The organism is Ilumatobacter coccineus YM16-304 (assembly GCF_000348785.1).
Lineage (GTDB): Bacteria > Actinomycetota > Acidimicrobiia > Acidimicrobiales > Ilumatobacteraceae > Ilumatobacter_A > Ilumatobacter_A coccineus.
In genome coordinates this window covers 783,249-799,544 of record NC_020520.1, presented here as the reverse complement: position 1 = coordinate 799,544, position 16,296 = coordinate 783,249, and the positions used below count along the sequence as shown (strand labels likewise).

Genomic DNA, 16,296 nt, shown 5'->3' with positions numbered 1-16,296 from the left:
CCATGTTGCCTTCGGTCCAGGTCCACAGGAAACACGGGCCGACGTCGATCGGGGTCGTCGCGACGACGGCGCTGCTGCTCGCGACTGCGGCGTGCGGCGCCCAGGGTTCGAGTGAGTCATCGTCGCCGGCAGACTCCGTAGCCAGCAGCGTCACGGCCGCTCCGACGACCAGCACGACCGCCAGCACGACCGCGACCACGGCCAGCAGCACGACGACCTCGACGACGACACTCCCGGCCCCGACGAGCACCGCGCCTCGCCCGTGCACGCTGACCGACGTCGGCGTCGACCAACTCCTGGTGTTCGGCAATTCGACCGACTTCACGTTCCGACCCGACGACGGCATCGATCTGGTCGCCTGGCCCGAGCTGCTCGCCGACCGGGACCGCACCGACACGACGGCGGGGGTCAGCGTCGTCAACGAGGCGCAGCGCGGACAGACGATGGGCACCTGGGACGCCTGGGGGCCCGACCCCCGGCTGCGCCTCAACGGCTACTCCGTGACAGTGCTCGACGGCATCGACCCGGCCGTGCTCGACCGCACACTCGTGCTGCTCGCACCGAGCTTCATCGACCTGCAGGAGAGCGACGGCGACGTCGCGCGGGCGATCGCCGACCTCCAGAGCATCCTCGACACCATCGGCTCGTACGGACTCGACGCTCTGGTACTGCCGATGAACTACGTGAGCACGGCCATCGACGATCGCCTCCCTGAGCTCAACCCGGACATCGACGCATTCAACGAGGAGCTGCGGGCGATCGGCCTGATGGCCGTTCCGCTGCTCGACTCGCCACTCCGCGCCGACGATGCGGTCGGAGGCGACCCGGCCCTGTACGACGAGTTCCCCGGACGGGCCGAGGACGGGACCTTCACCGGGCCCGACGGATTCCATCCCGATCAGGAAGGGCAGCGACGCAAGGCGGACGCGGTGCTCGACGTGCTCGCGTCGTACGTCGAGCGAACGCAGCCGGCCGACGGCTGCGCCTCCTAGCGGGAGATTCGCCGCAGCGACGGCGCCGAGTACCGAGTACCGGCGCCGTCGCGCTGCGAACGAAGGCTCAGATCAAGCCGAGCTCGGTCACCGCGTCACGCTCGCCGACGAGCTCGGCGGCCGAGGCGTCGATCTTCTCGCGGCTGAAGTCGTTGATGTCGAGGCCCTGGACGATCTCGTAGTTGCCGTCCTTGCAGACGCACGGGAACGAGCTGATGATGCCCTCGGGCACGCCGTAGCTGCCGTCGCTCGGCACCGACATCGAGACCCAGTCGCCGTCGGGGGTGCCGAGCGTCCAGTCACGGATGTGGTCGACCGCAGCCGACGCAGCCGAGGCTGCCGACGACGACCCGCGAGCGTCGATGATGGCGGCGCCACGCTTGGCGACGGTGGGGATGTACTCGTTGGCGTACCACTCCTGATCGCCCACCAGTTCGAGGGCGTTCTTCCCGGCGACCTCGCAGTGCGAGAGGTCGGGGTACTGCGTGACCGAGTGGTTGCCCCACACCGTCATCTTCTTGATGTCGTTGACCGACACCGACTCGCCCTGGCTGTTGAGGCGGGTGGCGAGCTGGCTGATCGCCCGGTTGTGGTCGAGGCGGGTCATCGCGGTGAAGCGGCCCGGGTCGAGATCGGCCGCGTTGTTCATCGCGATGAGGGCGTTGGTGTTGGCCGGGTTGCCGACGACGAGGACCTTGACGTCCTTCTTGGCCGAGCGGCTGAGCGCTTCGCCCTGCGGCTTGAAGATGCCACCGTTCGCCGAGAGCAGGTCGGCGCGCTCCATGCCCGCCTTGCGCGGCATCGAGCCGACGAGGATCGCCACATCGGCGTCGCCGAACGCCACATCGGCGTCGTCGGTGCAGGTGATCGAGTTGAGCAGCGGGAAGGCACCGTCGTCGAGCTCCATGCGCACACCTTCGAGCGCGCCGAGCGCCGGCGTGATCTCGAGGAGCTGCAGGTCGACCGGGGTGTCGGGGCCGAGCATCGTGCCCGAAGCGATACGGAAAAGGAGGCTGTAGCCGATCTGGCCAGCGGCCCCGGTGACAGCAACACGCACTGGAGTAGTCATGGTGGAGAGGCTAGGCGAGCAATCGGAAGCGCCACCAATGCGACGGACGTGACGGTCGTCAGCGACGAAGTTGGTGACATCGCTCCGGGAGCAACGTCATCAACTCGGGGGGTCAGATGCCGATGACGGTGCCGACCATGTCGGCGTAGTAGTTCTGCCCGGCCTGGTTGAGGTGGATGTCGTCGTCGTAGAAGCAGTCGCCCGGGCACGTGGCGCCGAGGACTTCCCAGTCGATGACACTCACGTTCTGCCAGTCCTGCGGGAGCGCTCGAACCTTCTCGTTGTTGCCTGCGACCCAGTCGCGGTCGGCCTTGCTGGTGATGAAGATCACGGCGGGCACGTCCCACAGCAGTTCCATCATCCGGTCGAGCGAGGTCTGCGGGAACGGGCCGTTGGTGCCGAGGTGGACGACCACGACCGAGCCGAGCAGTTGGTTCTGGCGAATCACCTCGAGTTCGGGGAGGAACGCGGAGAACTGGCGGCTCTTGACCGCATCGACGACGACGCCACGCGCCTGGAGTTCTTCGGCGGCGCCGAGCATCACCGAGTCGCCGAGCGCGATGACCGAGATGGCGGTGGCGGCGGTGTTGGCCGGGGCCGGGATACCGGTCGGAGTGACGGCCGACAGATCGGTGATGACGCCCACCTGCACCGGCCCCGTCGACGGCGGAGCCGGCGGTTCGGTGGTCGCCGGAACCACCGGGGCTTCGTCGGCCGGATCGGTTTCGGTCGGCACGGTCGTCGCTGGCGCCGGCTCCTCGCCAGCACCTTCCTCGCCACCGGTCTCGGCGTTCTCCGGCACGGTGGTCGGCACCGGAACCAGCGTCGTGACCGGCACGAAGTCGACGACGCGCCCGTCCATGTCGGCCAGCGTGGTCGGCGTCGTCGGCAGGTCGACCGTCGGCTCGAGTCGCGGTCCGTCGCCGAGACCTGCGCCGCCGGAGGCGAGGTCGACGGTCGCTTCCTGCGCCGTGTCGAGGTCTTCGGTGATCTCGCTCTGGTTCAGATCCGCGGTCGCCAACGTCGCCCCGGCGAACAACGTCATCGCGGTGCCACCCGCCAGCGCCCCGACGAGTACTCGGCGGCGACCCGGGTTCGGGCTCCGTCGTGCCGAGCGCACCATCTCCATGAACTTGCCCGTACGGATCGGTGTCTCGACGAACCGGAACGACAGCTCGGTCACGATCACCGTCAGGATCATCGCGACGACGAACTCGTTGACCGTCAGCTTGTTGCCCGCCAACCCACGGATCGCCTGATAGATCGGCCAGTGGAACAGGTACAGCCCGTACGAGCGCACGCCGATCCACACGAGGACGCGGTTGCCGAGGACCCGGTTCGAGCGGGCACCCGGATGGCTGACGGCGGCGATCACGAAGATCGTGAGCACCGACGACAGGAACAGGCCGCCCTTGAACAGCCGCCCGTCGGCGACGCCTTCGGGAGTGACGAGGTAGATGTTCCAGCACATCCACGCGAACCCGGCGAGCGCCAGCAGCGCCACCACGTCGAACAGCGGACCCTTGCGGCCGAGCGGACCGCGAGCAACGGCGTAGGGCCGCCAGATCATCGCGAACGCGGCGCCGAGCAGGATCCCGGCCGCTCGCGAGAACGAACCGATGTAGAGGAAGTCGAGCTTCGAGATCGCCCGGTCGCCGATCCACCAGTACGCCTCCGGCGTCTGCTCCGGCTCGCCGATCACGCCCGGGTGGTAGAGCAGGGCGGTGATGATCGCGATGACGATCGCCGCGAGGAACAGCCACCGGCTGACGTTGGCGATCTTGCGGGTGCTGCGTCGCCCGAGCAGCACGACCATCACGACGGGCCACACGACGTAGAACTGCTCTTCGACCGCCAGGCTCCACAGGTGCCGCAGCGGCGCGAAGTCGAACGCCGCGGTGTATCCGAGGCCGACGAACAGTTGATACCAGTTCGATCCGTAGACCCCGCCGGCGATCACGTCGCCGCGCAACTGTCCGAGCGCTTCTCGTTCGAAGATCGCGGTGTACACGGTGACGAGCAGCAGCAGGACGCCCAGCGCGGGCAACAGACGGCGGGCTCGACGTTTCCAGAAGTCGACCAGCGACACCCGGTAGGTGCGTTCGCGTTCGGCGATGATCAGCAGCGTGATGAGGTAGCCCGAAATGACGAAGAACATCTCGACACCGAGAAAGCCACCGGGCAACCACGTGGAGTTGGCGTGATAGATCATCACCGCGACGACGGCGAGCGCTCGCATGCCGTCGAGCCCGGGCAGGTACGGGACGCGACTGATGTGAGCATTGAAGTCCCGCAAGTCGACCTTGGGGGACGCAGGCGGCGCCGCGAACGTCGTCATGAACGTCCCAGTATCACCGAGCGGCGCCGCGATGTCGCGTCACCAGCGATTCACGATCTCATCAAGCGCCCGATGCGATCGGCACCACCTGCAACCGGTTCACTCGATGCCGAGTTGGAAGGCGATGACGTCGGCGTAGTACTGCTGGCCGTCGGGCTTCAGGTGGAAGCCGTCGTTCTCCAGGCAGTCGCCTTCGCACGCCTTCACCAGACCTTGCCAGTCGAGCACGCTGATGTTGTCGTTCGCCGCAGCGGTCGAATACATGAGTTCGTTGTTGCCGGCGGTGTAGTCGCGGTCGACGTCGTTGGTGACCAGCACCACCTCGGGCACCTCGGCGACTGCGGCGACCATGCGCTCCATCTGCGATTCGGAGATCCGGCCGTTGGTGCCGAGGTGGATCACCATCTGGTCGGGCAGACGACCTTCACGAGCAAGCGTCTCGACGAGATCCAGTCCGTTGACGAACGCACGACTCTCGAGCGCGTCGACCTGGAAGCCGAGGGTCTGCAGCGGGATCAGCGCACCCAACATCACCGAGTCGCCGACGGCGAAGCGAGTGGGCCCGGCGGGCACCGTGGTGACCGTCGTGGTCTCGGACTCGACCGGAACCTCACCTTCGGCTGGGTCATCGACCGGGGTCTCCTCGACCGGCAGTTCGCCGTCGATGTCCTCAGCGGGGTCGGGATCGGGGTCCGGCTCGGACTCTGCGGCCTCGTCGGGCTCGGTGTCGCAGTTCTCACCGGTGGCGAGATTGCACGCCAACTCGGCATTGGCATCGAGTTGCGTCTGCACGCTGTTCTGCTTCAGTTCGGCGGTGGCCATGCTGCCCACCGCGAACAAGCTCAGTACGAGCGCGATCGCTCCGCCGATCAGCACGGGGCGCTGCTGGCCCCCCGCACCGCCAGACCGACCGAGCTCGCCGCGGCGACGCCACAGTTCGCCGAGCTTCCCCTTGCGGATCGGGGTCTCGACGAAGCGATACGAGGCTTCGGTGATGATCGCCGTCGCCACCATCGCCAGCACGAACTCGTGGAACTGCAGCTTGTTGGCGGCGATGTTGCGGATGATCTGGTAGATCGGCCAGTGGTACAGGTACAGGCCATACGACCGGGTGCCGATCCAGAGCAGCACCGGGTTCGAGAGCAGGTGCCCCGTCTTCGCCCCGCGGTGGGTGATCGCGGCGATGATCGCCAACGTCGCCAACCCGGTGAGGAACAGCCCGCCCTTGAACAGGAAGCCGTGCACACCCTGCGACGGGTCGAAGCTCATCACCCAGGCCAGCACGAGCAGGATGCCGAAACCGACGCCGGCACCGACGTCGAACATCTTCGCCTTGTTGCGTAGCGGGCCGCGCATGACCGCCGTGGGACGCCACACCATGGCGAACGCGGCGCCGAGCATCAGGCCGCCGGAGCGGCTGAGGGTGGAGAGGTAGAGCGCGTCGGGCTTCGAGATCGGGCGGTCGCCGAGCATCCAGTAGGCGTCGGGCGTGAGCTCGGGCGTCTGCTGCGCTCCGGTGTAGTCGAGCAGTGCGACGACGACGGTGACCACGATCGCTCCGAGGAACAACCACCGCGCCACGCCGGCGATGCGGCGGGCGCCGAAGCGGACGAACGCCAGCATGATGATGGGCCACACGACGTAGAACTGCTCTTCGACCGCGAGGCTCCACAGGTGGCGCAGCGGGGCGAAGTCGTTGCCGGCGCTGTAGCCGGCCCCGATGAAGATCTGATACCAGTTCGAGAAGTACGAGGCACCGGCGATCACGTCACCGCGCAGCTTGCCGAGCGCATCACGTTCGAACAGCGACACCCACACCGACAGCAGCAGCATCATCAGGAACAGCGCTGGCAGGAGCCGTCGGAATCGGCGGATCCAGAAACTCTTCAGGTCGATCGCACCGGTGCGCTCGTGCTCGGCGATGAGCAGGAGCGTGATGAGGTAGCCGGAGATGACGAAGAACACCTCGACGCCGATGTAGCCGCCCAGCAGCCAGTCGGAGTTGGCGTGGTAGATCATCACCGCGACCACGGCCACGGCGCGCAGCCCGTCGAGCCCGGGCAGGTATGGCACCTGGCTGATCTGGCGGTCTCGGGCCCGTCGTGTACCGACGCTCACGTCGGCATCGGTGGCATCACCGCCGGATCCGGGGCCGCGCACGTTGGCATCAAGTGTCCCGGTCATCGGCCCATCACGGCGCCATTATCGCTCAGACGGTGGCGAGTTCGAGGTTTGCGACGATTTCTTTCGCGGTCGCCGAACGATTCAGCGTGTAGATGTGCAGGCCCGGGGCGCCCGCCGCGATGAGATCGTTGCAGAGTTTGCTGGCGAGTTCGATGCCGAGACGGCGAACGTGGACCGGGTCGTCGACGTACCCGAGCCGGTCGACCAGCCACGTCGGGAGCGCCGCGCCCGACATCTCGGCCATGCGACTGATCTGTGCCTTGTTGGTGATCGGCATGATGCCCGGGACGATGGGCTTGTCGATGCCGAGCGCGGCCATCTCGTCGACGAGTCGCTCATAGTGCTCGACCTCGAAGAAGAACTGCGTGATCGCGAAATCGGCGAGACGCATCTTGTCGGCGAGATGTCGACGATCCGCGGCGCGCGATTCGCTGCGCGGGTGCACCTCGGGGTGCGCGGCGACGCCGATCGAGAAACTCTGTGACGCGGCGACGTCGTGAAGGAGGTCGAGTGCGTAGGTGTAGTCGCTCTTGCCGGCCGTGCCGTCGGCGGGTGCGTCGCCGCCGAGGGCGAGGATGTTGGCGACCCCGCGTTTGCGGTAGTCGACGAGCAGGCTCGCGACCTCGGTGCGCGTGTGCCCCTGGCACGTGAGGTGGGCCATGGGTTCGAGTGTGGTCTCGTCGCGCATCCAGCCGACGACGTCGCCGGTGCGGTGACGATCGGACCCGCCGGCGCCGTAGGTGATGGAGACGAAGTCGGGTTCGAGTGCTTCGAGGTCGCCGACCGTCTTGCCGAGCGTGAGGCGCGCCTGGTTGGTCTTGGGCGGGAAGAATTCGAACGACAACGTGCGCTTGGCGGCGAGCAGATCACCGATACGAGCCATGACCGTCGAATTTACGACAGATTGACGCGAAACGGTTCCACGGTGCGGAACTATTCCGAGTTTCTGTCCGGCTGCGCAGGGGGAGCACTGCGACCGATGCTTGGTGACCTCCCTCGTTCCTCGGTCGACGTCACCTTCACATCGTCTCCGCACTCCCCCTGCTCCGCCTCCGCCACTCGATGATCTTCCGCCTCGATTCCACAGGCCCGGGTCGCCGCAACGAGTCCGGTACCTCCCGCTTCGAATCAGCTTGCTGAGGCGCCGGCAGATCGTTCGAGACCAAGGCGCCGCCAGGCCGCCGCGGCGACGTGGGCTCCTGTCGTTCGACAATCCGTCTCCAGGCGGGATCACGGTTTTCGTCTGACAAGGCGCGTGGCGAGGAAGCTGACCGGGCGTCAGTGACGAGCTCACGGAACGCAGTCAGACGGAAAGCTGGCCCGCCTGGAGTCAGTGGCGGAAGTGGCGGGTGGAGGTGAAGACCATGGTGATGCCGTGTTCGTTGGCGGCGGCGATCACTTCTTCGTCGCGGACCGAGCCGCCGGGCTGGATCACGGCGGTGATGCCCGCAGCGGCCGCGGCGTCGAGGCCGTCTCGGAACGGGAAGAACGCGTCGCTCGCGCAGGCGCCACCGACGGCTCGGCCGTCGCTTCGGTCGGCGGCGATGCGCGCCGAGTCGAGTCGGTTCTGCTGGCCGGCGCCGATGCCGAACGCCTGGCCGTCCTTCGCGTAGACGATGGCGTTGCTGCTCACTGCGGCGCACACCTGCCAGGCGAACTCGAGGTCGATCCACTGTTGATCGGACGGTTGCGCATCGGTCACGACGGTCCAGGCGTCGGTGCGACCGCCGACCACGTCGGGGTGCTGCACGAGCAGACCGCCGTCGACGGGTCGCATGTCGAACGGGAGCGGCGAAGGTGCGTTGGCGCTCATCACGCGCAGGTTCTTCTTCGCGGTGAGGATCTCGAGCGCGTCGTCGTCGAAGCCGGGGGCGACGACGACTTCGGTGAACACGCTCGACAACGGTTCGGCCATCTCCTTGGTCACGGTGCGGTTCGCGGCGACGATGCCACCGAAGGCACTCACCGGGTCGCAGGCGTTGGCCGCGACGTACGCGGCGCCGATGTCGTCGGCGAGCGCGACACCGCACGGGTTCGCGTGTTTCACGACGACCACGGCCGGGTCGTCGAAACGGTTGACGAGTCGCCACGCGGCCTCGGTGTCGAACACGTTGAGGTAGCTGAGTTCCTTGCCACCGTGTTGGGTCATCGAGTCCCACCAACTGGTGGCGCCGACCTGGCGGTAGCGAGCGCCGTCTTGGTGCGGGTTCTCGCCGTAGCGGAGTGGCTGTGCCTGCTCGAGCGCGAGGTGGATCGACGCGGGCAGCACCGGGCTGCCGTTGGCGGCGAGTTCGGCGTCGTCGGACTGGTCGAACCACGTGACGATCGCCGCGTCGTACTCAGCGGTGTGGGCGAACGCGTCACGTGCGAGGCGACGACGTGTGGCCGCGCTGAGTTCGCCGTCGGCGCGCAACTCCTCGACCACGCCGTCGTAGGCGGCCGGGTCGACGACCACGCCGACGAACGCGTGGTTCTTGGCCGCGGCGCGGACCATCGCAGGTCCGCCGATGTCGATCATGTCGATGGCCGACCCGCTGCCGTGATCGAACGAGTCGAGGTCGGCACCGAACGGATAGAGGTTGCCGACGACCAGATCGATCGGGGTGATGCCGTAGGCGGCCATGTCGGCCTGATGCTCGGCATCGGTCGGATCGGCGAGGATTCCGCCGTGGACCTTGGGGTGCAGTGTGACCACTCGGTGGCCGAGGATCGCGGGCACGCCGGTCCACTCGACGACGTCGGTCACGTCGACCCCGGCGTCGGCGATGGCCTTGGCCGTTCCGCCGGACGAGACCAGCGACCACCCCAGCTCACTCAATGATTTTGCGAGATCTGCGATCCCGGTCTTGTCGTACACGGACAGCAATGCGGTAGGCACGAATCCGAACCTAGTGCGACGGGCCCGGCAACGTCACAGGAATGCAACACGCTGGGTAATTTCCACCAGCACGATCGCACGATCGTCTACGGTCGTGACCAGTCTCAGTGACGCACAACACCCTCAGGAGGGCAATCAAGTGAGCAATTTCAAAACATCGGACTGGTTGATGGTTGGAGGCGGTGCAGCGATGCTGATTCTCGGCTTCGCACTGCCGTGGTCGACGATCAGCATCGGCGGCTTCTCGGAGAGCGGGGACGGGCCGTTCAACTACTTCATCACGGGCGGTATCGCCTGGCTCCTCGTCGTCGCGGTCGGCGTGCTCGCTGGCCTCAAGGCGATGGGCAAGCTTCCCGAGACGCAACCGTGGGGCATCATCTTCCTCGGCATGGCGGGCCTCGCCACGCTCCTCATGCTCATCCAGGTCATCCTCGGTGGCCGTTCCGAGCTGGGCATCGACCTCGACCGTGGCATCGGCATGTTCGGCGCACTCGTCTGGTCGGCCATCGCCGCAGCCGGTGCGTTCATGAACTTCCAGGCCGGCGGCGGCGAGCTGTCCGACCTCACCGACATGAACAAGTTGAAAGACGCCTTCGACGGCGACGACAGCACCCCGCCGCCCCCTCCTCCGGCGCAGTGATGTCGCTCCGCTGACGCGGAGAGCGGGCGAACTGCGGCACCTGCCGCACGAGCTCGACGGGAACCCTGAACGACCCGATCGGATCCGTCCGATCGGGTCGTTCGCTGTTTTCACCCGAGGTCGACGGCTGGTCTTCGTCGGGCACGTACGACCGCGAGTCCGGCTCACGGTCGTGCGCCGGTTCCAGCGTGACCGGGCCGGAGTGGCACGCCGCGCTTGGTCGTGGGCGAATGCGGCGAGCGACGTGTGCGTCCGACCCCGCCCGCGCAGACCGCGAACGCAGCGCGTCGATGCAGCGTGCGTCATCACGCTGGCGCGTCAGGCTCGTACGGGTGGCGACGCTGCGATGACGCCGGCGCGCCGGACTCGCCGTGACGGGCCCGCGGGTTCAGAGAGCGAGGCGTTTGCGACCGGCGGCGCTCGGAGCGAACACGAAGGCCCCGACGGCCATGACGACGAACATGACGATGACGGTCATGTTGCTTCCGGCGGGTGCGCCCTCGTCTTGTTCGAACACGACGGCGCGCACTTCGGTGATCGTCTCGTCGTCACAGCGCACTTCGATCACGTGGTCGCCGAGGCCCAACGCCGACGGCTCGATCTGGTCGACGCGTGACTGCTCGACACCGTTGACGAAGATGGTGGTGGTGCCATCGCAGTCGATGTCGACGGGGATGGGGTCGCCGATGTCGACGAACACGTCGGGAGTGTCGGGGTCGTCGGTGATGACGACCGCCGGCTCGTCGGGCACGGTGGTCGATGGCGTATCGGTCGGTGTCGACTCGTCGGCCGGTGGCATGGTCGTCGACGGCGCCGCCGGCTCGTCGGGCGTGGTCGTGGTCGTGTCCACCGGTGTGGTCGATGCTGGGATCGTCGGGATGGTCGCGCCGGGTGGGGCGAACGGGATCTGCGGGGTCGTACCGGGTGGAGCCACGGTCGGACCCGGCAACGACGGCACGGTGGTCGTCGGCACCACGGTGCTGGTCGGAACCACGGGCGTCGTGCCCGGCGTCGTGGTCGGCGGTGCCGTCGTCGGAGGAACGGTCGTCGGCGGCACGGTCGGCGGGCTCGTGGTGGCGTACTCGGTCACGAAGCGACAGGTGACGCTCTGTCCGCCGCCGACGGCGACGCTTTCGGAACTGTCGATCAGCGAGTCGATCAACGACCGGTAGCCGCTGAGCGAGGTGAGGCTGACCGCGCCGCACGAACTCGCCACCGATGTCGCGCCGAGTGCATCGGTCTGGGTCATTGTCGTCGGGGCGTCGACGCCGACCGCGACGGTGACCGACCCACCGTTGCCGAGCGACGTGGCCGACGGGCCGGCGACCACGTTGCTGATCGTGAACGGCCACGACGTTTCACTGGTCGGGCCGACGACGGTGTGGGTGAGCGTGACGTTGCCGGCGGCGTTGCGCATCACGCACGTGGTCGCCGCGCCGACGTTCTGCAGCGTGACGGAGCCGTCGACTCCTACGATGCCCGCGGGACAACTGATCGACGTGGCGAACTGCTCGGAGCCGGTCGATGGTCGAATCGTGACGTCGCCGCCGTCGACGACGAAGACCGACACGGTGCCGTTCGGACTCACCGTCACCGTGTCGAGCAGGTTGCCGAGGGGCGCCCCGAGCGTCGGCTGGTGAACGTTCCGTCGGCCCGTGAGATCGGTTGGACCGAACTGTGGCACCTGGCCGAACTGCGGCACCGCGCCGTCGGCGAGGTCGCCGTCGAACTCGACCTCGACACCCGGGAAATCGCGAGGGATCGCAACGTCGCCCAAGTCGAGTTCGGATTCGAGGGTGATCTCGAAGGCCGGGGTGACCGGCACGCTGTTGATCACGTCGCAGTCGTACGAAATGCGATCGTCCGGCAGTTGAACGGTGTCTCCGCCGAAGGGGCCGGTCGGCGGCGCGACCGGCCCGCCGAAGCCGACCTGTGTGCACCGGATCGACGGCTCGTACGGGCCGGCATCGAGTTCGGTGAGGTCGGGCGTGCCGGTGAGCGAGACGACGACGATCTCGCTGTCGCCGTCCTGGAGGACGAACGACGTCGACGGGTCGACCGATGGGGCCAGGCCGATCTCGAACTCGTCGAATCCACCGACGACGACGGGGTCGACGAACTTCTCGACCGTCACCGTGCGGGCTTCGAAGGTGAGCGTGCAGTCGAGGTCACCGACCGGAGTGACGGTGACGGGAGCGTTGACGACGACGGGGACGCCGCAGTCGATCGAGTACTCGAAACCGTCGGCGCCGGCGAGCGCGTCGGTGGCGTCGATGGTGATCGCGGTGCCGGCGTCGATCAACACCGAGGTGCTGTCGCCGTCGGCGAACGACGGGGTCTGCGGGGCGCCGGTGGCGATCGGACCGCGCAGACCTGGTCCGGAGAGCAAGGCCACGAACGAGAATCGATCGGCGACGTCGACGAGGCCGGTGCTGACGATCGCGTCGATGGTGACGCTGTAGGTGCTCGGCACATCGAGACGGTTCTCGAAGATGCACACGACGTTCAGGCCCGGCACGAGTGCGGGCGAGACGACGAGCGCGTCGGCGTAGCTCGCCGGTTCGGTGGCCGTGTCGGCGTCGTAGCAACCGACGCGGGTGGTGTGGTCGGCGTGCGGGTCCTGGGTGATCGTCGGAACGCCGGGGCCGGGGTACGGCGAGACGCCGAAGAAGTCGGCGGGGTCGAACACGGCGTGCGGGTCGAGGACGAGCGTGGTCTCGTCGTCGTGAGACTGGCTGAACGGCGAGGACGCTCCGCTGAAGCCACCGTCGGGCGACACGGCGTAGTCGAACGCCGGGGTTCCGCCCGTGGTGGCCGGCACGGTGACGGTTCGGACCGTGACCGTCGGAGACTCGGGCGTCAGCGTGAACGTGCACGTGATGTCGTCGGCGTCTGCCGGCGTGAAGGTGACCGCAGAGGTGCCCGTTGCGACGTCGACCGACAGTGCGTCGACGCACTCGGCACTCACCGTGTACCCCGCAGGCAAGCTCTGCGTGATGGTGAACGCAGGACCGATGTCGACGTCGAACGTCGACGAGTCGGATCCGATGTGTGCGAAGGTCGCTGCGCCGATGACGTCGGCCGATGGCGCCACGTCATAGCCGGCCGTCGGGGCGAGACCGTGTGGCACGTCGGTGACGACCGTGATCTGGGCGAGCTGCGGCGCCACTTCGAGCGTGGCCGTACAGGAGACGTCGGCGCCGCCCGAGATCTCGGCGGTGATGATGGTGGTGCGCGTCGTTGGCACGCCGCCGACCGTCTGCACCGTCGTGACCCCTTGGGTGCACCCGGCGCCGACCACACCGGTGACGTGCTGGGCGTACGGGTACTCGAGAGAGATCGTGTACGTGCCATCGACGAGCGTGGACGCCACGACCGATCCGTCGCCGCTGATCATGGTGTCGTCGGTTGCGACGTAGGTGCCCGCCCGATCGATCGACACCTGGGTGTCGATCGCCGGGTCGTCGGGTTCGACGTCGACCCCGACGGTCAGCGAGGCAGGTGCGAACGTGTTGATGAACCGACAGGTGTAGTCGACGTCGTTCTCGACGTACGTCCCCGCTTCGAGGTCGTCGGAGTAGAAGGGGATGCCCGACGTGGGGAAGCAGGCCGACTCGGTGGCGAATCCGGCGACCGGGCTCTGGGTGACGGTGTAGAACTCGCCGCCCGCGACCTCCCGGCTCGCTTCGTCGCCGTCGCCCTGTGCGAACGTCGGGTCGACCGGAACGAGGGCGGCCGGATCGATCGAGTAGTCGAACTGTTGCGACGAGCCGGCGGGGTCGGTGATGGTCTCGACCCGCAGGATCGACGTGGCCGTGCTCGGCGAGTTGGTGAGCAGACAGTCGATGTCGACGCCGTCGACGAAGTCGATCGAGAACACCCCTTCTCGGATGAGGTTGCCGTCCGTCGGACCATCGATGTAGGCGCGTCGCGTGATCGGCGACGTCGAATCGACGTTGGTGCACACCACCGAGGCGAGTTCGTACTCCGAGTTGCGACTCGTCTCGGTGATCGTCAACGTCTGCGCGGCGAGGCCGGTGATGACCAGCGCCGGCTCGTCTTCGGCGATGACTCCGGAGGCGATGCGGTAGTCGCCGTTGTTCACCTCGACGCCGTAGTTCTGGAAGTAGAAGTAGTCGGGGTCTTCGTTCTTGCGAAGGCTCAAGGTGGTCGTGCCGGTCGGGATCGGCTCGACGAGGGCGAGTGTGCAGTCGGCGGTCTCGCCGAGGATCGTCGGGAACGATGCGGTCGGGTCGGTGGTGACGACTCCGTCGCAGGTCCAGGTGATGTCGAGCCCCTGCGGGTTGGTGATGGTGACGGCGTACGTCCCGCCCGACGGGAGCGGCTCGGTCTGAGTCCCACCGCTGGGCGCCGCCGTGATCGTCTGCAGGAGGCTTCCTCCGTCATCGCGTACCTCGACCACGAAGTCGTCGTACGCCGACTCGTCGATCACGTTCGGCTCGACCTTCACCAACACCGACGGCGCGCCGGCCGGGACGGCGACGAACGTGCAGACGATGTCGGTGCCGGGAGGCGGTGAGGGGAACGCCGCTCGCCCGCTCGTGGATCCGAGGGTCACGTCGTAGTCGGTGTACGGCTGCACCGATCCGCCGACGTCGTGAACGCAGTCGACCCGGTCGAGGTCCCACCCCGGCACCTCGGTGCGCGTGATCGTGGCGTTGCCACTGTAGTCGGGCCGCAGCGTGAAGGTCTGTGTCTGGCCGTCGCTCAACTGCCAGGCGCTCAGATTCTCGATTGTTCGGAATCGAGTGATCGAGTAGTCGGCGGCTGGTGCGGTCGAGTCGTCGGGCACGACGTCCTCGATGATCGTCAGCGTCGACGGCACGACGTGTGTGAAGGTGCAGGTGATCCGCGCTCCGCTGGTCATGTGGTCTCGAGGCGTCGAGACCGAGCCCGAGTATCCGTTCGAGACGTACCCACCGCCGGCGTCGACGCAGCGAGCGGTCGACTGCACGTTGGGTGGGTTGGTCGCTGCATCGGTGGCGGTGACCCCGAGCGAGAATCCGGCGAGACCGGCCGCGGATCCGGTGGTGCCGTCGCCGCCACCGAAGGAGGTGACGTTGACCCGGTCGTACGACGCGTAGTCGATGCTGTAGTCGAAGCTGACGGTGCCGGTGTCGTCACCGACGACTTCGGAGACGACGTCGACGACGGGTGGGTTGGTGTTGTCGATGATGAAGACGCAGTCCATCGTGGCGTCCATCGCGTCGACGGCCGGCGTGAACTGTTGCGTGGTTCCGATCTGTGTGCCCGACACATCGCCCGTGCACTCCCAGGTGAACGGGAACGCGGCGACGTAGCTCGAACCCATCTCGACGCGGACGTACTCGTCGAAACCGGTTCGGCGGGCGAGCGGCAGCGACACCTGGCCGTCGGTGAGCTCGACGGTCGTGCCGCCGAACTGCGCGCGTAGGTACAGGTCGAACGTACCGGTGTAGGTGGTGCCGCCGAGGTAGCGGAGTCCGAGCGTCCACATCGTGTTCGGCGGCGCGGCCGATGGCGGTGCCGGCGCACGAAGCGGACCCGGCGTGGTGCTCGTCGTACTCGTGCTGGTCGGGATCGTCGTGGTGCTCTCCGGGCCCGCGGAACCCGTCGCGACGCTGGTGGGAACGACGGTGCTCGAGGCTGCAGGCGTGGCACCGAGGTCGGTCGTGGCCGCTTGCTGATCGACCGTGGTCGAGGAGGCCTCGGTCGGCACCGAGGTCGACGGTGTGACGGTCGAGGCCGGGTCGATCGTCGTACTCACCGGGGTGCTGGTGCCCGGCGTCGTGTTCTCCGGGGTGCTGGTGTCTGGAGTGCTGGTGCCTGGAGTGGTGGTGTCGGGCGAGGGTTCGCTGGTCGACGTCGCGGTCGGCGGCTCGGCGGGAGCGACCGTGGTCGATGTGGCGACGGCGGTCGTCACGGGCGGAGTCGTCGGCACGGGAGTCGTCGGCGCGGTCGTGTCGGGCGCGACCGTCGTGCTCTGGGTCGTCGGAACGGTCGGTGTGGGGGCCGGCTCGGTGGTCGCCGTGGGTTCCGTCGTGCTGGGCGTTGCCGAGTCGGCGAACGCCACCACGGTCGGTCCGAGGCCGATCGGGACCACGGCCAGGCACGACATCAGTCGTAGCGCGGCGAAGCGTCGAGAGCGCGTTCTGCGCATCGTGCTCGCACCAGCCATCACACAAGACTACGGAT

8 protein-coding genes are annotated in these 16,296 nt (G+C 67.5%); 2 read left to right on the top strand and 6 right to left on the bottom strand.

What is annotated here, in order from left to right; translation table 11 throughout:
* Positions 1-2: 2 nt before the first annotated feature.
* Positions 3-992 (top strand): SGNH/GDSL hydrolase family protein, encoded by a 990-nt coding sequence (locus tag YM304_RS03670; protein ID WP_015440291.1) that lies wholly within the window; start codon positions 3-5, stop codon positions 990-992.
* A 67-nt stretch (positions 993-1,059) separates the two neighbouring features.
* Here the strand turns inward: YM304_RS03670 and YM304_RS03665 are convergent, their stop codons facing one another.
* The 5 genes from YM304_RS03665 to purH all read right to left on the bottom strand — a co-directional run bounded on the left by YM304_RS03665 (position 1,060) and on the right by purH (position 9,461).
* The gene (locus YM304_RS03665) at positions 1,060-2,061 is read right to left on the bottom strand and encodes a malate dehydrogenase (RefSeq protein WP_015440290.1); all 1,002 of its coding nucleotides are present in this window, start codon (positions 2,059-2,061) and stop codon (positions 1,060-1,062) included.
* A gap of 112 nt (positions 2,062-2,173) precedes the next feature.
* On the bottom strand, positions 2,174-4,399 hold the full coding sequence (locus YM304_RS21910) for an acyltransferase family protein (RefSeq protein WP_015440289.1): 2,226 nt from the start codon (positions 4,397-4,399) through the stop codon (positions 2,174-2,176).
* 99 nt (positions 4,400-4,498) lie between these two features.
* Positions 4,499-6,583 (bottom strand): acyltransferase family protein, encoded by a 2,085-nt coding sequence (locus YM304_RS03655; RefSeq protein ID WP_041297971.1) that lies wholly within the window; start codon positions 6,581-6,583, stop codon positions 4,499-4,501.
* A gap of 25 nt (positions 6,584-6,608) precedes the next feature.
* A complete protein-coding gene (locus YM304_RS03650; protein ID WP_015440287.1) occupies positions 6,609-7,466 on the bottom strand; it encodes a methylenetetrahydrofolate reductase in 858 nt (285 codons plus the stop codon).
* A gap of 447 nt (positions 7,467-7,913) precedes the next feature.
* Complete coding sequence (gene purH / locus YM304_RS03645) at positions 7,914-9,461, bottom strand: bifunctional phosphoribosylaminoimidazolecarboxamide formyltransferase/IMP cyclohydrolase (RefSeq protein WP_015440286.1); 1,548 nt, start codon at positions 9,459-9,461, stop codon at positions 7,914-7,916.
* Positions 9,462-9,651: 190 nt separating this feature from the next.
* Here purH and YM304_RS03640 point away from each other — a divergent pair, with 190 nt between their 5' ends.
* Positions 9,652-10,101 (top strand): hypothetical protein, encoded by a 450-nt coding sequence (locus YM304_RS03640; protein ID WP_041297970.1) that lies wholly within the window; start codon positions 9,652-9,654, stop codon positions 10,099-10,101.
* Positions 10,102-10,489: 388 nt separating this feature from the next.
* On the opposite strand, the gene YM304_RS03635 is transcribed toward YM304_RS03640, so the two are convergent.
* Positions 10,490-16,279 carry a prealbumin-like fold domain-containing protein gene (locus YM304_RS03635; RefSeq protein ID WP_154723294.1) on the bottom strand — a complete coding sequence of 1,930 codons (5,790 nt, stop codon included), beginning with the start codon at positions 16,277-16,279 and terminating at the stop codon, positions 10,490-10,492.
* Positions 16,280-16,296 lie beyond the last annotated feature (17 nt).